The 19,519-nt window shown below is 61.7% G+C and carries 15 protein-coding genes; 2 read left to right on the top strand and 13 right to left on the bottom strand.

From position 1 onward, the window contains the following. Positions 1-36: 36 nt before the first annotated feature. From FGE05_RS16090 to hutC, 7 genes are all read right to left on the bottom strand, one after another. Positions 37-867, bottom strand: coding sequence for a glycine betaine/L-proline ABC transporter ATP-binding protein (locus FGE05_RS16090; RefSeq protein ID WP_139646438.1), 831 nt, complete (start codon positions 865-867; stop codon positions 37-39). After that, a complete protein-coding gene (locus FGE05_RS16085; protein ID WP_041024738.1) occupies positions 864-1,715 on the bottom strand; it encodes a proline/glycine betaine ABC transporter permease in 852 nt (283 codons plus the stop codon). The genes FGE05_RS16090 and FGE05_RS16085 overlap by 4 nt, the downstream gene beginning before the upstream one ends. 71 nt (positions 1,716-1,786) lie before the next feature. After that, on the bottom strand, positions 1,787-2,755 hold the full coding sequence (locus tag FGE05_RS16080; RefSeq protein WP_139646436.1) for an ABC transporter substrate-binding protein: 969 nt from the start codon (positions 2,753-2,755) through the stop codon (positions 1,787-1,789). Between the two features lie 69 nt (positions 2,756-2,824). Next, complete coding sequence (locus FGE05_RS16075) at positions 2,825-4,291, bottom strand: cytosine permease (RefSeq protein WP_139646434.1); 1,467 nt, start codon at positions 4,289-4,291, stop codon at positions 2,825-2,827. 164 nt (positions 4,292-4,455) lie between these two features. Continuing rightward, complete coding sequence (gene hutU / locus FGE05_RS16070; protein ID WP_139646432.1) at positions 4,456-6,144, bottom strand: urocanate hydratase; 1,689 nt, start codon at positions 6,142-6,144, stop codon at positions 4,456-4,458. A gap of 474 nt (positions 6,145-6,618) precedes the next feature. Beyond that, the gene (locus FGE05_RS16065; protein WP_139646430.1) at positions 6,619-7,188 is read right to left on the bottom strand and encodes a HutD family protein; all 570 of its coding nucleotides are present in this window, start codon (positions 7,186-7,188) and stop codon (positions 6,619-6,621) included. Beyond that, a complete protein-coding gene (gene hutC, locus FGE05_RS16060; RefSeq protein WP_024778085.1) occupies positions 7,185-7,934 on the bottom strand; it encodes a histidine utilization repressor in 750 nt (249 codons plus the stop codon). Before hutC ends, FGE05_RS16065 begins: the two co-directional genes overlap by 4 nt. Positions 7,935-8,039: 105 nt before the next feature. On the opposite strand from hutC, the gene FGE05_RS16055 reads away from it, so the two are divergent. Continuing rightward, entirely contained in the window at positions 8,040-9,404 is a 1,365-nt protein-coding gene (locus tag FGE05_RS16055) for a formimidoylglutamate deiminase (RefSeq protein WP_139646428.1), read from the top strand. A 121-nt stretch (positions 9,405-9,525) separates the two neighbouring features. Here the strand turns inward: FGE05_RS16055 and FGE05_RS16050 are convergent, their stop codons facing one another. Both FGE05_RS16050 and bamE read right to left on the bottom strand, forming a co-directional pair. Next, entirely contained in the window at positions 9,526-10,095 is a 570-nt protein-coding gene (locus FGE05_RS16050) for a lipocalin family protein (RefSeq protein WP_139646426.1), read from the bottom strand. A gap of 31 nt (positions 10,096-10,126) precedes the next feature. Further along, positions 10,127-10,381, bottom strand: a complete 255-nt coding sequence (bamE, locus tag FGE05_RS16045; protein ID WP_024778082.1) for an outer membrane protein assembly factor BamE — start codon at positions 10,379-10,381, stop codon at positions 10,127-10,129. 283 nt (positions 10,382-10,664) lie between these two features. Between bamE and FGE05_RS16040 the strand changes: the two genes are divergently transcribed. Further along, positions 10,665-12,557 (top strand): methyl-accepting chemotaxis protein, encoded by a 1,893-nt coding sequence (locus FGE05_RS16040; RefSeq protein ID WP_217510006.1) that lies wholly within the window; start codon positions 10,665-10,667, stop codon positions 12,555-12,557. Positions 12,558-12,680: 123 nt separating this feature from the next. Here the strand turns inward: FGE05_RS16040 and FGE05_RS16035 are convergent, their stop codons facing one another. The 4 genes from FGE05_RS16035 to FGE05_RS16020 form a co-directional block, all read right to left on the bottom strand. Then, complete coding sequence (locus FGE05_RS16035; protein ID WP_139646422.1) at positions 12,681-13,277, bottom strand: DUF924 family protein; 597 nt, start codon at positions 13,275-13,277, stop codon at positions 12,681-12,683. A gap of 3 nt (positions 13,278-13,280) precedes the next feature. Next, on the bottom strand, positions 13,281-14,291 hold the full coding sequence (locus FGE05_RS16030; protein ID WP_139646420.1) for a class 1 fructose-bisphosphatase: 1,011 nt from the start codon (positions 14,289-14,291) through the stop codon (positions 13,281-13,283). Between the two features lie 213 nt (positions 14,292-14,504). Further along, positions 14,505-15,875: a DUF3999 domain-containing protein gene (locus tag FGE05_RS16025; protein WP_139646418.1), complete on the bottom strand. Its 1,371-nt coding sequence runs from the start codon at positions 15,873-15,875 to the stop codon at positions 14,505-14,507. Continuing rightward, positions 15,872-19,495, bottom strand: a complete 3,624-nt coding sequence (locus FGE05_RS16020; RefSeq protein WP_139646416.1) for a DUF2339 domain-containing protein — start codon at positions 19,493-19,495, stop codon at positions 15,872-15,874. Before FGE05_RS16020 ends, FGE05_RS16025 begins: the two co-directional genes overlap by 4 nt. Positions 19,496-19,519 lie beyond the last annotated feature (24 nt).

Raw genomic sequence — 19,519 nt, 5'->3', positions numbered from 1 at the left:
AAGCTTTGCTCCCACAGACTTTGTGACCGGCCCGCCCTACACCACCGCCGCCCGCCGCTGCACGAACCGATCGACGTACTCATCGGCCGGCGAATGCAGGATCTCCCGGGGTGTGCCGACCTGGATCAGCTTGCCGTCCTTGAGAATCGCGATACGGTTGCCGATGCGCACGGCCTCGTCGAGGTCGTGAGTAATGAAGACGATGGTCTTGTGCAGGGTCTTTTGCAGTTCCAGCAACTGATCCTGCATTTCGGCGCGGATCAGCGGGTCGAGGGCACTGAAGGCTTCGTCCATGAGGATGATGTCGGTATCCGCCGCCAAGGCACGTGCCAGGCCTACGCGCTGGCGCATGCCGCCGGAGAGCTGGTGCGGGTATTTGTTTTCGTAGCCCTTCAGGCCCACGGTGTTGATCCAGTGCAGCGCGCGCTCGGCACACACCTGTTTGCTCTCGCCGCGGACCTTCAACCCGTAGGCGACGTTGTCCAGCACACTCTTGTGGGGCAGCAGGCCGAAGCTCTGGAACACCATGCTGATCTTGTGCCGACGGAATTCACGCAGGGCGTCCATGTCCAGTTGCAGGATGTCTTCGCCGTCCACCAGGATCGCGCCGCTGGTGGGATCGATCAGGCGATTGAAGTGCCGCACCAGGGTGGATTTGCCGGAGCCGGACAGGCCCATGATCACGAAGATCTCACCGGTACCGATGCTCAGCGACAGGTCGTTCACACCGACCACGCAGCCGGTTTCGGCCAGCACCTGGTCCTTGGTCTTGTTCTGGCGGATCAGGTCCAAGGCGTCCTTGGACCGGTTGCCGAAAATCTTGAAGACGTTCTTGACTTCGATTTTGCTGATGGTTGCGTTGTTCATTTGCTCACCTCATGCCGAGGACGACCATAGGCCTGGGTAATGCGGTCGATGACCACGGCGAGAATCACAATCGCCAGCCCGGCTTCCAGGCCGCGTCCGACGTTGAGGGTCTGGATGCCCACCAGCACGTCCTCACCCAGGCCACGGGCGCCGATCATCGAGGCGATGACCACCATCGACAGGGCCATCATGGTGGTCTGGTTGATCCCGGCCATGATGCTCGGCAGGGCCAGGGGCAGTTGCACGCCGAACAGTTGTTGCCAGCGGTTGGCACCGAAAGCGTTGATGGCCTCCATCACTTCGCCGTCTACCTGGCGGATGCCCAGGTCGGTGAGACGAATCAGGGGCGGCGCGGCATAGATCACGGTGGCGAAGATCGCCGGGACCTTGCCCAGGCCGAACAGCATCAACACAGGAATCAGGTAAACGAAGCTCGGCATGGTCTGCATGATGTCCAGCAACGGCATCAGCACCGAACGCAGGCGATTGCTGCGTGCCGAAAGAATGCCCAGCGGGATGCCGATCAATACCGAAATCAACGTCGCCACCAGCATCAGCGCGAGGGTCTGCATCAGTTTGTCCCACAGGCCCACCGCGCCCACCAGAAACAGCAGGCCGACGATCACCGCCGTGGCCACGACCTTGCGGGTGGCGTGCCAGGCAATGCCACCGACGATGGCCAGCATCAACCACCAGGGCGCCATGCGCAGCAGGCCTTCGAGATTGACGATGGCCCACAGCAGGGTATCGGAGATGTGCCGGAACACATCGCCATAATTCGTCACCAGGGCGTCGACCCAGCCGTTGACCCAGTCGGCGATGGAAAAGGTAAAGCTTTCGGGAAACATAAGAGACTCTCGATCAGGGGGATGCGGTGAATGTCCCGGCCAGCCCAAGGGGTGGCCGGGAGGTATTCGACCTACAGAGCCGCGTCGATTTTCTTGGCAGCGTCTGCGCTCACCCAGGCGTGCCAGACTTCAGGATGTTCCTTCAGGAAGATCTTCGCCAGTTTCGGCGACTCGATCCGCTCTTTGGCCATGCGTCCGAGGTTCTGGTTCAGGATATCGATGGGCAGGTTGACCTTTTCCAGCACAGCCACCAGTTCCGGGGCCTCATCGTGGAAGGTCTTGGACAGGCCGACCTTGATGCTCACGCTTTTATCCACACCCGGTTTTTCTTCCAGTTTTACCAGGTCCACCTGGCCCATCAACGGGGTTGGCGACCAGTAGTAGAACAGGATCGGCTCGCCGCGCTTGTAGCTCGACAACACGGCCGCATCCAACGCCGGGCCGGTACCTGGACGGAAGTTGGTGTAGGTATTTTCAAGGCCATAGCTTTTCAGCATTTCGCTGTTGTCCAGCTCACAGGTCCAACCGGCCGGGCAGTTGTAGAAACGGCCCTTGGACGGTTCTTCCGGGTCCTTGAACACGGCGGCGTACTGACCCAGGTCGGCGATGTTCTTCAGGCCCGGGGCCTTGGCTTCCAGCTTGCGCTTGGCGTCGCCTTCAACCACGTAGCGCGGCACGTACCAGCCTTCGATGGCACCCACCACCGGCGCACCGACGCCGACCACTTTGCCGGCCTTCTCGGCCTTGTTCCAGACTTCGCTGCGGCCGACCCATTCTTCGGCAAACACTTGGATGTCGTTGCTGCTCAGGGCGTTTTCCATGGTGATGGAGTTGCCCGGCAGGCTGTCGGTCTTGCAGTCGTAGCCTTTTTCCAACACCACTTGCAGGACGTCGGTCAGCAGCATGGCGCTTTCCCAGTTCAGGCCGGCGAATTTCACCGGTTTGCCCGACTCGCACCAACCCGCCGCCTGGGTGGCGCCGGCGCTGGCCAGCAGGCCCATGGAAAGCAACGTGGTCAGCAGGGTCTTGTTCGATTTCATTGTGTGACGCTCCTAATCAGTGAATTGGCTTACGGCAGTCAAGAGGCATCCAGCCCTGTCAACGTCCTATCAGACCGCTTGGATGCGGCCCGCCCTGCTCGGTTGTGCGTCAACCGCGTCCTGCTCGACTGGCAGGATCAATTGATCGGGTACAGCGCTGTGCCATTTCTTCGCCGCGACGTAATACAACGCCGCCGGCACCACCAGGCCGATGATCCACGAGATATCCACATCCCCCATCGCTGCCACCAGCGGCCCGGTGTAGAACTTGGTGGAAATGAACGGCAATTGAACCAGTACACCCAACGCATAAACGCTGATACCGAGAGCATTCCAACGACCATAGCGACCGTTCGAGTCGGCCAGTGCCGGCACGTCATAGCGCTCGCGAGTGATGCAGTAGTAGTCCACCAGGTTGATCGCGCTCCAGGGCGTAAAGAACGCCAGCAAGAACAGGATGAAAGACTTGAAGGCACCGAGGAACGAGTGCTGGCCGAGCAACGCGATCAGGGTCGCGGCGCCGACGATCACCAGCACGAACACCAGCCGCTGCAAGCGCGTTACGTTCAGCTGGCCACGGAAACCGCTGATGATGGTCGCAATGCACATGAAGCTGCCGTAGGAGTTCAGCGTGGAAATGGTGACCTTGCCGAACGCGATGCTGAAGTACAGCAGCGCAGCGGTGGCGCCGGTCCCTCCCAGGCCAACGATGTAGGCCACTTCGTGACCCGCGAACTGTCCGTTGGCCGAGGCGGCGGCGAATACGCCGAGGATCATCGCCACCTGGGCGCCGATGACCGAACCGGCGCCCGCGGCGAAAAAGGTTTTCACCGAGGACGTCTTGCTCGGCAGGTAACGCGAATAGTCAGCCACGTAGGGGCCGAAGGCGATCTGCCAGGATGCCGCGAGCGACACCGCGAGCAGGAAGCTGCTCCAGCTGAAATGGCGGATTTGCAGGAGTGCGCCAACGTCTGTCTGGCTGATCAGGCGAGCGAACAGGTAAACAAAAGCGATCACACCAATAATGCTGGCGACACGGCCAATGAAGTGGATCACCCGATAACCGAGCACCGTGACCAGCACGATGACACTGGCGAAAATGAGGATCCCGACACTGTCACTGACGCCAAACAACTGGCCCAGCGCCTGGCCGGAAAGCACAGTTCCCGTGGCGGTGAAACCCAGGTACATCAGGCACACCAGGACAATCGGGATGGCCGCGCCATATACACCGAACTGCACCCGGCTGGAAATCATCTGCGGCAGGCCAAGCTTGGGTCCTTGCGCGGCATGCAACGCCATGACGCCACCGCCGAGCAGTTGGCCGATCAGCAAACCGATCAACGACCAGAACACATCACCGCCCAGCACCACCGCCAACGCACCGGTGACAATGGCAGTGATTTGCAGGTTGGCCCCCATCCAGAGGGTGAACTGGCTCAACAATCGACCGTGTCTCTCCGCTTCCGGGATGTAGTCGATCGAACGCTTCTCGATCAACGGCTTGCTGCTTGCACGTGTGCTACTGACGGCCATGGTTCAACCTCTGTGGATTGTTCTGGTGGTGACTCTGGTGTTGCTTTTCTGTGGGAGCGAGCCTGCTCCGGGCGGCGATCCGACGATAGCGGTGGGTCAGTTGCAGTGTTGTTAACTGACACTCCCTCATCGCGAGCAGGCTCGCTCCCACAAGGGGTCCTGCGTTACTTGCCGGTAATCATCGGCAAGTTCAGGCCCTGTTCCTTGGCGCAGTCGATCGCAATCTGGTAACCGGCATCGGCATGACGCATCACACCGGTAGCCGGGTCGTTGTGCAGTACGCGAGCGATACGCTCGGCCGCCTCATCGGTACCATCGCAGACGATCACCATGCCCGAGTGCTGGGAGAAGCCCATGCCGACGCCGCCACCGTGGTGCAGCGATACCCAGGTCGCGCCGCTGGCGGTGTTGAGCAAGGCGTTGAGCAACGGCCAGTCGGAGACCGCGTCGGAGCCGTCCTGCATGGATTCGGTTTCACGGTTGGGGCTGGACACGGAACCGGAGTCCAGGTGATCGCGGCCAATCACGATCGGTGCCGACAGCTCACCGCTGCGCACCATTTCGTTGAACGCCAGGCCCAGCTTGGCGCGTTGGCCCAGGCCGACCCAGCAGATACGTGCCGGCAGACCCTGGAAGCTGATGCGCTCGCGGGCCATGTCCAACCAGTTGTGCAGGTGGGCGTCGTCGGGGATCAGTTCCTTGACCTTGGCGTCGGTCTTGTAGATGTCCTGCGGGTCACCCGACAGCGCGGCCCAGCGGAACGGACCGATGCCGCGGCAAAACAGCGGACGGATATACGCCGGCACGAAGCCTGGGAAGTCGAAGGCATTCTCGACGCCTTCTTCCTGGGCCATCTGACGGATGTTGTTGCCGTAGTCGAAGGTCGGCACGCCCATTTTCTGGAAGGCCAGCATGGCTTTCACGTGCACCGCCATCGATTGCTTGGCGGCTTTCACCACGGCGGCGGGTTCGGTCTTGGCGCGGGCACGGTACTCGTCCCAGGTCCAGCCAGCCGGCAGGTAACCGTTGAGTGGGTCGTGGGCGCTGGTCTGGTCGGTGACCATGTCCGGACGCACACCGCGACGGACCATTTCCGGCAGGATTTCAGCGGCGTTCCCGCACAGTGCGATGGAGATTGCCTTGCCTTCGGCGGTGTATTTCTCGATACGGGCCAGGGCATCATCCAGGTCGGTGGCCTGCTCGTCGACGTAACGGGTCTTGAGACGGAAATCGATACTGACCTGCTGGCATTCAATGTTCAGCGAGCAAGCGCCGGCCAGTGTCGCAGCCAACGGTTGTGCGCCGCCCATGCCGCCCAGGCCGGCGGTCAGGACCCAACGGCCCTTGAGGTTGGAGTCGTAATGCTGGCGACCGGCTTCGACGAAGGTTTCATAGGTACCCTGCACAATGCCCTGGCTGCCGATGTAGATCCAGCTGCCGGCGGTCATCTGGCCGTACATGGCCAGGCCCTTGGCGTCGAGCTCGTTGAAGTGTTCCCAACTGGCCCAGTGCGGTACCAGGTTGGAGTTGGCGATCAGCACGCGCGGGGCATTCGTGTGGGTCTTGAACACGCCCACCGGCTTGCCGGATTGCACCAGCAGGGTTTCGTTGTCGTTCAGGTTGGTGAGGCTTTCGACGATCTTGTCGTAGCACTCCCAGTTGCGCGCCGCGCGGCCGATGCCACCGTAGACCACCAGCTCCTTGGGGTTCTCGGCCACTTGCGGATCGAGGTTGTTCATCAGCATGCGCAGCGGCGCTTCAGTCAGCCAGCTCTTGGCGGTCAGCGTATTACCGCGAGGGGCGCGAATTTCAACGTCACGGTATTTTTCGGGTTTGCGGGTAGCGTCGGTCACAGCAAAAACTCCTCAGCGATCAATCCAGACCAGCCCGGGCAGTGGGCAGCGATTTAACGAACGTTGCGTTGAATATCGATGACTCATACGCATACGTCTTTACTTGTATGTACAAGCATATGCAATCAAGCGGCCAACTTGCTGAAGGTGCATTCAGGAATCTTTTTTGAAATGGCTGGAAAGCGCGGAATTGAAGGGCTGCAGAAGCGGATTAATTTTTCGGAGGAGGATTTTCTGGGGTAGACATCAGGAGGACACAAGCGTGGCGTTGCGCCACGCTGGGGCATTCGGTAACAAATTGGTGCGGCTGAAGAAACAGTAAGGCGTGCTTTTGTGGCGAGGGGATTTATCCCCGCTGGGCTGCGAAGCGGCCCCTCTTGGTGCCAACTCAACAGCTTCGGAGCCAACTGATTTGGGGTCGCTCCGCGACCCAGCGGGGATAAATCCCCTCGCCACAAGGAGGCACCACTGAGACTAGCGGGCAGTCAGTTCGATCACGCAGCACTGGCCGTCCGTGGAAACTTCCAGCAGCCCGGTGTTACCGCTCAATTGCAAACAATCGTATAGGGCCAGTTCCGCGGTGGACTCGCCGATCTTGACGTGCAGCGCCGGGTCGGCACTGAACACCAGCACCGTCCCCGCCTCACTGAAGAACCGCTGCTCGTCCGCCAGCCACTGTAACCGTGCCCGGTAACGCAGGGGCGAATAGATCAGGTTGAAGTCACGAATCGGTCCGCCCAACAACGTGCAATGAACGTGGCTCTCACCACTGAACGCGAAAGGGTCCAGGGGATGCAACGGCCGCGTGACCTGACCATCGACGGTCAGGCTCATGCCATCGCCTTGCAAGACGCTGATGACGCGCTCGTAACCGGCAAAGGTGGAAAAACCGCCCGACTCACCGATATCGGCAATCGACAGACGCCAGCCGAAACCTTCCAGGCCGGTACCAGCGTCACGGGTGATTTCCTCGGTGCTGCCACCGCCATTTTTCCATGGCATACGCGGGTAATCCACCGCGCGTAGAACTTTCAAGTCACTCACTTATGAAATCGCCCTTCCAGACTATGACGGGAACCCGGATGAATCAGCCGCGCGGCGGTAACAGGCTGACGCCCGGACCAGGTACGACGGCGGATCAGCAGGCACGGTTCGCCCTTTTCGATCTGCAGTAACTTGCATTCATTCGGCTCGGCGAGGATCGCTTCCACAACATGCTCGCCTTCGGTCAGCGGCGCGACCTGGTTCAGATAGGCGTAGGGTGTCTGCAGGGTGAAGTCCTGCTTGAGGTAGTCGGGCGCCACCAACGCGTTGACGAAGCGGTCTTCGATCTGCACCGGAATGTCGTTTTCGAAATGCACGATCAGCGAGTGGAACACCTTCTGGCCTTCACGCATGTCCAAGGCCAGGGCCCGCTCGGAACCGGCAGCCTCTTCTTCAAGGGTGATGACCTTGCAGGTGTGGCGGTGACCACGGGAGGCGATCTCGTCGGCGATGTTGTGCACTTCGAACAGCGCGGACTGGCTCTTGGGTTCGGCGACGAACGTGCCGACGCCCTGCATACGCACCAACAGGCCATCGGCGGTCATTTCCCGCAGGGCACGGTTGATGGTCATGCGGCTGAAGCCCAACTGATTGACCAGTTCGCTTTCCGACGGCACACGGTAATGCGGCGGCCAGTTTCCACTGTCGATCTGCTGGGTGATCATCTGTTTGACGCGGGCATACAAGGGTGCCGGACTGTCACCCAGGTTTGAGGCCAGCGGCGGTTTGGCAGGCGGAGTCGGCACGGCGGTTCCCTGTTCTGCTTATAAAGATTGCTAGCTTGCCGGAGTTTACCGGGCAGGCAAACGTCTGTATATGTATATACAAATTACGCACAATGAGGTTGAACCATGTCCGCCTTCTTTGCCGAACGCGCGCTGTTGCCTAGTGGATGGGCCAATGATGTACGTCTTGAAGTCGACGCCCAAGGCGTCCTGACCCATATCCAGGCCGGCTCCCACGCAGACGGCGCCGAACGGCTGGACGGTCCGCTGTTGCCGGGTATGCCGAACCTGCACTCCCACGCGTTCCAGCGGGCCATGGCCGGCCTGGCGGAAGTGGCGGGCAATCCCAACGACAGTTTCTGGACCTGGCGCGACCTGATGTACCGCCTGGTCGGAAAAATCAGCCCCGACCAACTCGGCATCATTGCCCGACAGCTGTACATCGAAATGCTCAAGGCCGGTTACACCTCGGTCGCCGAATTCCATTACGTACACCACGACACCGACGGCACGCCCTACGCCGACCCGGCGGAGCTGGCCTTGCGCATCAGTCACGCCGCCAACACCGCCGGTATCGGGCTGACGCTGCTACCGGTGCTCTACAGCCATTCGGGCTTTGGTGGCCAGGCGCCCAATGACGGGCAGCGTCGGTTCATCAACAGCACCGAGAACTACTTGAAGCTCCAATCTCGCTTGCAACCGATCCTGGCCGGGCAACCGCTGCAGACCCTGGGGCTGTGTTTCCACTCCCTGCGCGCCGTCACACCCGGACAGATCCAGGAAGTACTGGCCGCCAGCGACGCTCACTGCCCGGTGCATATCCACATTGCCGAGCAGCAGAAGGAAGTCGACGACTGCCTGAGTTGGAGCGGTGCCCGGCCGCTGCAATGGTTGTACGAAAACACCGAAGTGGACCAGCGCTGGTGCCTGGTCCACGCCACCCACGCCAATGCCCATGAAGTCAGCCTCATGGCCAAAAGCCGGGCAATTGCCGGCCTGTGCCTGACCACCGAAGCCAACCTGGGCGACGGTATTTTCCCGGCGGTGGACTACCTCGCCCAGGGCGGACGCCTGGGTATCGGCTCCGACAGCCACGTGTCATTGAGCGTGGTGGAAGAGTTGCGCTGGCTGGAATACGGCCAGCGCCTGCGGGATCAACGACGTAACCGTCTGTATCGGGCCGATCAGCCGATGGTCGGCCGCACGTTGTTCGATGCGGCACTGGACGGTGGCGCCCAGGCATTGGGGCAACCCATCGGTGCCCTAGAAATTGGCAAGCGTGCCGACTGGCTGGTACTCGATGGCAACGACCCTTACCTGGCCACGGCCCAGGGCGACGGCATCCTCAATCGCTGGCTGTTTGCCGGCGGTGATCGCCAGGTGCGGGATGTCATGGTGGGCGGCAAGTGGGTGGTGCGTAACGGGCATCACGCCGCGGAAGAGGACAGCGCCCGGGCATTTACCCAGGTATTGCGTGAGCTTCTAGGCTGACCGCAAATCCCCCTTGTGGGAGCGAGCCTGCTCGCGATGAGGCCTCCACATTCAACAGAGATGTTGACTGAAGGCCCGTCATCGCGAGCTGGCTCGCTCCCACAGGGTTATTTCCTGGCCGTCAGTCCGACGTCTTGGCCATCTGCCGATCCGAGGCGCGCCAGATCAGTCGTGTCGTGTCATAGCCCTGCTGGCGTGCCTTGCTCAGCAGTTCTTCGCGCACCACACTGTTGACCGTCGGCGTACGGGACAACAACCACATGTAGCGCCGGCTAGGGTCGCCGACAATGGCGGTCTTGTAGTCATCGCTGACGTACAACACCCAATATTGTCCCTTCGATACACCCGGCAGGATCCGCGAAACCCAGGTGTCGAACTCGACCCAGAGCTTGTCGGTCTTGCCCGGCACCTGTGGCGTAGCGGTGCCCTTGGCTTCTTCCCACTTCCAGTCAGAGGTCAGGCAGCGATTGAACACCCCCATGTTGCCGTCAGGCTTGAGGGTGTAATGGGCTTCCGATTGTGCGCAGTTGCGCTGGAAATACATTGGCAGGCGAGCCAACTCGTACCAGGTCCCTTGGTAACGCTTGAGATTGACGCTGTTGACGGTCTTGGGCGCCAACGGGTCTTCGCCAGAAGTGGCACAGCCGGCCAATACCAGGCCAGCCAAAAGCACTAACAATAACCGCATCATTATTTTTCTCCCGCGGGCACGTGGCCCCGGTTTACTTCAGGCCTTGGCCGGAAAACATCAACACCTTCTCACCGGCATACTGCACGCTGATAAAGCTTTTCTGATCGCCCCAGGTGCAACTGGACATGCCGAGCGCGCCCGAACAGTCGGTCGGTTTCCCCAGTAACGTCTCGACTTCGGCCTTGGACATGCCGGCTGACAGCTTCGAATAGTTTTCCTGGTTGACCTTGCTGCATGCGGTCAACAAGACGCACAAAGACAACAACGCGATAGATCGCAGGGACATCGTGAAACTCCTGGAGCGGAAGGGAGGTGGCAGGGTGCCAACCTGAAGCTTAGAAGAGAAAACCCCTATCTGGTTCCCCGCGCAACCCGGTATTTATTGGAGTAAAAGCAGGTAGTTCGTCGGTAAATCAACAAGTTTGTGATGCCGTCGTGCATTTCGTCGGTTTTACCTCGTTGACGCCTGAATCCCGGCGCTCTCAGGCCGATAAAAGAACAGCGCGAAACCCTGCCTTATGGCAAATTGACGCCCCTTCCTGACCAGCTCCTATGCGGTAGCGTTCTTAATGACCAGAAACATGAAATTCAGCCACAAAATCCTGCTGGCCGCAGCCCTTGTGGTAGCCGTTGCGTTCGCCTGTTTCATCCTGTTCAACGACTATCGTCAGCGTCAAAGCCTGCGCAACAGCACCGAAACTTCCATGCAGGAACTCGGCAACCTGACCAGCCGTAATATCCAGACGTGGGTCGACGGTCGTATCCAATTACTCCAATCGCTGGCCCAGCAGATCGCCGTGGACGGCAACAGCGCTGCCAGCCTCAAGCGAGCCATCGACCTGCCCGCCTATACTGGCAACTTCCAGCTCAGCTACTTCGGTGGCGTCGACGGTGTAATGTTCTCCGTGCCGGCCGGCAATCGCGCCGCCGACTACGATCCTCGCGCCCGTGGCTGGTACAAGGCCGCCAACAGCGCACAGCAAACCATCGTTACCGAACCCTACATTGCCGCCTCGTCGGGCAAACTGGTCATCACCGTCGCGACCCCGGTACAGCGACAGAACCAGATGATCGGCGTGGCGGGTGCGGACATCGACCTGTCGAGCATCAGCACTATCATCAACTCGTTGAACTTCGGCGGCCACGGCCATGCTTTCATCGTCAGCGCCGATGGCAAGATCCTGATCCATCCCGACAGCAAACGCATCCTCAAGACCCTGGCCGAGGCCTACCCCAACGGGGCGCCGCAGGTCAGCCCGGGCATGAAAGAAGTCGAACTCGACGGCAAGACCCAATTCATCTCGTTCACCCGGGTCAACGGCGTGCCGGGCGCCGACTGGTACGTGGCACTGGTACTCGACAAGGACACCGCGCTGGCCATGCTCAGCGAGTTCCGTACCTCGGCGCTGGTCGCCATGATCATTGCCGTGGTGTTCATCATCACCCTGCTGGGCATGTTGATCCGCGTGCTGATGCAACCGCTGCTGACCATGGGCCGTGCGATGCATGACATTGCCGAAGGTGAAGGTGACCTGACCCGACGCCTGACCATTCACGGCCAGGACGAGTTCGGTGCCCTGGGTACCTCCTTCAACCGTTTCGTCGAACGCATCCACACTTCGATCCGTGAAGTGGCCTCGGCCACCGGCCAGGTCAACGAAGTAGCGCTGCGTGTGGTCAGCGCCTCCAACTCATCGATGTTCAATTCCGACCAGCAAGCCTCACGCACCAGCAGCGTGGCGGCGGCCATCAACCAGCTCGGCGCCGCCGCCCAGGAAATCGCCCAGAACGCCGCCCTTGCCTCGCAACACTCCAGCGACGCCCGCAACCTGGCCGAAGAAGGTCAACAGGTGGTGGATAAGACCATCACCGCCATGCAGCAGCTGTCGGCCAAGATCAGCGACTCCTGCGGCAACATCGAAACCCTGAACAGCAACACGGTGAACATCGGCCAGATCCTCGAGGTCATCACCAGCATTTCCCAGCAAACCAACCTGCTCGCCCTGAACGCTGCCATCGAAGCGGCCCGCGCGGGTGAAGCCGGGCGCGGTTTCGCCGTGGTGGCCGATGAAGTGCGCAACCTGGCCCACCGCACCCAGGATTCGGCGCAGCAAGTACAGAAGATGATCGAAGAGTTGCAAGTCGGCGCACGGGAAGCGGTGCTGATCATGACCGACAGCCAGCGCCAGAGCGAAAGCAGTGTCGGCATCGCCAACCAGGCCGGCGAGCGCCTGGGCAGCGTGACCCAACGCATCGGAGAGATCGACGGCATGAACCAGTCCGTGGCCACCGCCACCGAAGAGCAGACCGCCGTGGTGGAGTCGATCAACGTCGACATCTCCGAGATCAACACGCTGAACCAGGAAGGCGTGGAAAACCTGCAAGCCACATTGCGGGCTTGTACCGACCTTGAGCAGCAGGCGGCGCGCTTGAAGCAGTTGGTGGGCAGCTTCCGGATCTAGTGCTCTTGCGGGCCCTATCGCGAGCAGGCTCGCTCCCACAGTCGATTGAGTTTCTTCCGACGGAACTCGGTCAACTGTGGGAGCGGGCTTGCCCGCGAAGACGGCACCCGCCTCACCGCGAAATCAGAATTTAGACCCCGGCCCCTTCAAAAACTCCACTTCCTCAGCCGTAGACGCCCGCCCCAACACTGCGTTGCGATGGGGAAACCGTCCAAACCGGGCAATGATTTTCTGATGCCGTTCGGCATAGTCCAGATTGCTTTCGAACACCGCTCGATCCGCTTCCGGCAGCTCTCGAACCAGGTCGATAAACCGCGACACAGCCTCATTCTGCACGGCGAGGTTTTCGCAGTGCTCGAGCACCAGATAGATGAATACACGCTGAATGGGCTTGAGTTGCCGGTCGAAACCCGCTGCCAGCCCCTGGGCTACCAATGCCTGGGCGCGAAGATCGCCGGAGAAGGCCTTGGGTGTGTCGCGAAAAATCATCCGCGGGAACTGATCGAGCAGCACCACCAGGGCCAGCCAACCTTCCGGGCGTTGCGCCCAGTCGGTCAATCCGCCGGCCAGTGCCTGATCGACCAGATCGCCAAAACGCTCGCGCGCCTGGCGATCATGGTGTTTGCCAAACCACAGGCTGTTCTTGTCGGCCGCTATTTCGTTCGGTGTATCGGCTGAACCAAACCACCAGTCGAGTAACGGCTGCCAAGGCTCGGCCATGATTTATTCCTTGTGGTAGGCCGTGGCGCGGGCCACTTCTTCCTTCGAACCGAGGAACACCGCCACGCGCTGGTGCAGGCCTTCAGGCTGGATATCGAGGATGCGCTGGTGACCATCGGTGGAAGCGCCGCCGGCCTGTTCCACCAGGAACGACATCGGGTTGGCTTCGTACATCAGGCGCAGTTTGCCCGGCTTGGTCGGCTCGCGACTGTCACGTGGGTACATGAACAGGCCACCACGGTTCAGGATGCGGTGTACGTCGGCAACCATCGCGGCCACCCAGCGCATGTTGTAGTTCTTTTTCAACGGGCCTTCTTCACCGGCCAGCAACTCGCCGACGTAGCGCTGTACCGGGGCTTCCCAGTGGCGCTGGTTGGACATGTTGATGGCGAATTCCTGGGTGCTTTCAGGAATGGTGATGTTCTCGTGGGTCAGTACGAAGCTGCCCATTTCACGATCCAGGGTGAAACCCTTCACACCGTCGCCCAGGGTCAGCACCAGCATGGTCTGAGGACCGTAGATGGCATAGCCGGCAGCCACTTGCTGGGTGCCTGGCTGCAGGAAGGCCTTTTCGTTCAAGGCTTCGTTCTGGCTCAGGTATTCGTTCGGGCAACGCAATACCGAGAAAATGGTACCGACCGGGGCGTTGATGTCGATGTTCGACGAACCGTCCAGTGGGTCGAATACCAGCAGGTAGGCACCCTTGGGGTATTTGCCCGGGATCTGGTAGGCATTGTCCATTTCCTCGGACGCCATGCCGGCCAGGTGACCGCCCCATTCGTTGGCTTCGAGCAGGATCTCGTTGGAAATCACGTCGAGTTTCTTCTGCACTTCGCCTTGCACGTTTTCGGTGCCCATGCTGCCCAGGACACCACCCAGCGCGCCTTTGGATACGGCGTGGCTGATTTCCTTGCAGGCACGCGCCACCACTTCGATCAAAAAGCGCAGATCGGCAGGGGTATTGTTGCTGCGGGTCTGCTCAATCAAATAGCGACTCAAGGTAACGCGAGACATGGACGGCTCCGAAGAATAGGGGGCGGAAAAACCAGCGCAGTTTAGCGCGTGTCGGGACTTAATTCCTCCTATGAGACGGGGAATGGAGGATTGAGTTCACAGAGGGGCGTCATCGCGAGCGGGCTCGCTCCCACATTGGATTGTGTTTCCCCTGACAGAATCCGATCAAGTGTGGGAGCGAGCCTGCTCGCGATGGGTGCGAAGCACCCGCTTTCAGGATTTGACCGGCGGCTTGCGCAGCAGGCTGAAGGCCATCGAGCCGAGGAACAGCACGCTGAGCACCAGCACCGCCCACAGGCCGATTTTCTTCCAGTTGGTCCCGACGACGGCCGGCGCCGTTTCGGCCGCCGGTGTAGAGGTCGTGGGCCCATTCACCGTCGCCGCCCCCAGGGTCGCCAGGCGCGAAGGACGGTAATCGGGCACCAGTGTCGTCAGGGGCAGGCTGGCCGCCTTCACCGTCGCGCTGCCCAGCGCCAGGCTATAGGGCCCTTCGCCACGGGCGAGAAACACCACCTGGGTCGGGCGCACGGCAAAGCGCAGGGCCGGCGCTTCGGTCCCGAGGCCGCCGCCGCGCTCGTCCACCGTCAGCTTCAATTGCTGGACGGTCTGGCCGGACAACTGCAATTGGTTCTGCACCACGTCCTGGCCATTCTGGGTCAGCCGGTACAGCAAGCCACTGCCCATCGGCTGCCACGGATGACTGCTCTCACGACGCCCGTCCAGGGTCACCGGTGCCAGGCTGTTGGCCTGGCTCAGCTCGACCTGCACCTCTTCGATATTCAGACCCATGGGCAACTGCCAGGTGTATTCACCGGCCTTCGTGCTGCTGCCGGCCAACGGCTGCGACCAGGCCAGTGGCAACGGCAGGCTTTCGCGGCTGGCGCTCTGCAACTGTGCTGAAGTCAGCACCGGCGCGGAAGACGGCAAATCCCACAACAGCCGCAGATAACGCGCCGACTGTCCTGGCAGGTTCACTTCATGCTGCTCGACCCGCTCATCGGCGAAGGTCAGGCGCGCCACCTGGCCTTCGCCCCACGCCTGCCAGTTCTGCAGGTCGTCGCTGGCTTCGATGGTGAACCGCTGGAAACCGTCGCGCTCGCTGGTCCAGTCGAGGATCAGCTGCTGCAAGGGCGCCTTGATCGCGCTGGCATCCAGCAACCAACCGCGCAACTCCTCCTCACCGGCCTCGAGCCGACTGGCCGGCTGGACTTCCACCAGCGTGCCGTTGGCGTTCGACTGCACCCGCACACTGGGCGCGCGCTCGTTGTCATCGGCCGCGTTGTACAACGGGAACCATTTCACATCGGTGAGGGTGCGATTTTCCCGGCTTTGCGCGGTCTCGCGAACCAGCGCATACGCCTGGGCCTGTCCGGCCGCGTTGAAGACCCGCAAGTCGCTCAGGTCGGTCTGCCGCGCCTGCAGTTGGACCTCCAGCGGCAACGGCAGGCGATACCACGGCCCTTCGCCACTCAAGGTCAACGGCACCTGGTGGGCGAAGTCCGCCGGTTTTTCCTGGGCCGTAGCCGACAATGCCACCCACAACCCGACCACTCCCAGGCCGATCCGACTCAACTTGCGACTCAAGATGACACTCCCTCACTGACAGGCATCGGCGGCTCGGCCTCTGGAACCGTTTCCGGCCGCTTGGGCGGCAGCGGTGCGAAATAGCCCACCACCAACAGCAATACACCCACGCCGATAAACGACACGATCCGCGCCAGACCACCACGGTTACTCAATTCGACAAAGAACAGCTTGGCCACCACCACGGCAATCAACCCCGCACCGATCAGCCATACCTCGCGGCGATGCCGCAGGTGCCCGCCGATCATCAGGCCCAGGGCGATCAGGGTCCAGACCAGGGACAACCCCGCCTGCACGAACATGGACTCGAGCAATGCATCCAGTTCGAACGGCACACCCAGCCAATGGTGGGCGCTGCGCATCACCAGGGCGGTGAAGAACGCGAACAGCGAGACCCCGGCGATCAACTGGGCGACGTGTTCGGCATGGGCCCAACGGATCGCCAACTGCGCCAGCGCGCTACGAGCCCATACGTAGACACCGAACAGGGCAAACAACAGGCCCAGCTCCAATGGGTTGAGCAGCGGCACATACGGCAACGGCTCGGCGATGCCATCGCTGAAGGTGTTGGCCAGCCAGAACCACCCCAGCATCAACAGGGCCATAGGCGCCGCCGCGTAGACGCGATACTCCCGCGACTGAGCCGATATCGGCCATGGCCAGGCTCGCGGCGCGGCCATCAGCACCAGGTACAGGCTCGGCAGGATCGCCCAACCCAGCCAACGCCAGGCGTTGTATTGCTCGGACAACAGCAACAGGCCATAACGCAGCTCCAGCGCCAACACGCCGATCAGCAACCAGCAACCGAGCACATGGGCGGTGCTGCGAACCGAGTCCGGGAGCATCGAGGCCAGGCGCTTGAGCGAGAGGAAATGCACACCGAACAGGACGAGCCAGGCCAACCAGCCGAAATCCGCCGCCGGGTGATAGCGGCTGTGCCAGCTCGCAACCAGCACACAGCCCGCCGCAGGAATCAGCAAGGTGCACAGCAACCCCAGCGCCGGCCACTGCAAGCGCAGCGCCAGAATCGCCCATACCGCAACACTGAGCGCCGCGACAATCAGCAGCAAGCTGCCTTGCAGATGGACCGGAGCAAAGCGCAGCACTTCGCTGACCCACGTCAGCGCCCACCAACCGGCGCCCCAGATCAGCAGCAGCTCGGACAACCGCTGCAAACTCAAGACATCGAACACCGCGGCCGGATGGCCCCGTTGCAGTCGCCAAGCCCCCACCAGCGCCGCCAGTCCCAGCACCATCGGCGTCCAGAAGCCACTGTGGGCCAGGGGCCGCAGCCCCTCGCTGTCGAGCGGTCCGAGCAAGGCCGGCCCCGCCACCAGGAACGCCGCACCGCCCAACACTTGCAGGAGCAGGCCGAACACGAAGCTCACGCGTTGTTTCAGGTACAGGCTCAACCAGATGATCAACAGGCCACTGGCGGCCCACACGCCGCTCGCCGTTTGCCAGGGCAGGACGAACAGCACAGCGAGGTTGATCAAAGCCAGCCCCGCCAGCAACACCACCGACAAGCCACGCAGCAACCGAATGTCGTTGCGCACCATTTCGTCGCGGGCGGCCAGCAACATGCCGCCAATCAAGGCCAGGCCGATCAACGAGGCGCTGAGCAAGCCGCTCCAGCCGGCGGCGAACACTGCTGCCGAATCCCCTTCGGCACCGCGCAAACGCATCAGGAACAGTGCGCCCCCCAGCAGCTGTACGCCAAACGCCATGAACAGGAAGCTACGCGCTTGCAGGCGCAGGCCGACAAACAGCGTCGCCAGACCGGCCAGCGCCCAGGCGATGGCGGTACCGTGGGTGAAAAAGAACAGAGGCGCCAGCAGATAGAGCGAGCCCAGGCCCAACGTGGCCAGCACTGGCAGCACTTGGCGCTCCCAGCTCGCGGTGTGGTCGGGCGACGCCTTGCGCAATTGATAGAAGCTGAACAGCAAGGCCCCGCCAAGCATCAGCGCCCCCAATGGAGCGCCCTGGAGCAGGCTGCTTTGACCGATTTGCAACTCACCGAAGAAAGCCCGCACCGCGCCCACCTGCAGCAACAAGGCAAACGCACGCGCCAGTGGTCGCTGCTGACGCAGGCCCAACCAGAAAATCCCCGCGCCTTCCACCGCCCACGCTGCCGTGGTCCAACGGGCATCGAGGCCCAGGGGAATCGCCAGGCTGGTAAAAATCACCCCCAGCGCCAGGCAGGTTTCGGCCAGCAACAGGGCGCGTCCCTTCATCAACACCCGGGCCAGGCCCATGTAAATCATGCCCAGGACCAAGGCGCTGAACGCTGCGGCCAGATCCAGGAACATCACCAGCGTGAGCTGCAAGCCAAAGCCCACCAACGGCGGACCGAACAGCATCGTGCCGTCTACATAATCGCCTTTGCGCGCCGACCAGCGCAGCAGCGCTTCACGGCTGTCATCCTCGGGACCGTCGCTCATCTCCAGCAGTTTGCGCCGGGTGAACAGCAGGCCAATCGCCAGGTACATAAGGAAGAAAATGATCAGGAACGGTTCGGTGCTGAAGAACAGTGCCGGCGTATACGAACGCAGACCCCAGGCGATACCGATGCCGAAGGTCCCGACAAAACCGATCAGGTTGAGCAGTCGCCAGGCCTTGAACCAGGCAATCGCGAGGATGCCGGCATTGAGCAGGATGAAGTAGCTGAACAGCGCGACATGGTTACCGCTGCCGGTGGAGGTCAGGATCGGCGCGGCAAAGCCGCCCAGCGCGGCGGCAGCGGCCAGCCCCAGGGCGTTCTGGGTCACTGCCAGGATCGCCGAGAACACCGTGACCGCCACCAGCAGCCCCAACGCGGCCTTGGAATCGAGCAGTGGATGCAGGCGCATGGCCGCGAACACCGTGAGGTACAACACAGCGATGCCGGTACCCTGGAGCATCAGCGCATAACTGCTGTTGCGCTGACGCAGCCACCAGCCCAGACCCAGCAGGCCCAACGCACTGGCCGCGACACCGGCATAGCGCAGTTCGATCGGCACCACCATGCCTTCAGTGGCATAACGCAATAGAAACGCCAGGCCGAGGAATAACAGCAGCACGCCGACTCGCAATACGGTATTGCCACCGAACAGCCAGTTGCGCGCACCGGCCACGGCACGCTCGATGAAACCGGGGTCACGAGGAACAGGCGGCGTGACAATCGGTTCCAGGGGCTCCGCTGCGCGGGCCTCGCGCCGTGAGGTGACAGGCGTGGGGGTCCAGATATCGTCGGGCAGCGGTTGACTGGCTTGCGTGACCATCGCGGGGGCCGGCGCCAGGTCGGGCGGTAGTTCCCAGACCAGCTCCGGCTCCGGCTCTGCCTCGCTCCGGGCTTCAGGCTGCGGAGCCGAGGCCACGACGATCTCGGGTGCGGGTGCGGGTGTGCTCGGCGCAGACACCGTGCCGCGCTCAAGCACGGCGAGACGCGCCTCCAACGTCAGCAGGTTTTGCTGGGTCGCTTCCAGCAGACTTTGTTGTTTGCCAGCCTCGACCCCGAGGCGGCGCAGCCGCAAGACCAGGGCGATGCCGAGCCCCGTCAATGCGCCTATCAACGCATCGGCGAACGACTCATCCACCACCCAGCCGATTGCCAGGCCCAACAGCGTCAAAATCCATTGCATGGTTGATATCCCTGAGCGGCCCAT

Source organism: Pseudomonas sp. ICMP22404 (genome assembly GCF_006227205.1).
In the GTDB taxonomy this organism is placed as follows: domain Bacteria; phylum Pseudomonadota; class Gammaproteobacteria; order Pseudomonadales; family Pseudomonadaceae; genus Aquipseudomonas.
The sequence above is the reverse complement of the archived record's forward strand: the minus strand, read 5'-3'. Positions and strand labels throughout refer to the sequence as shown.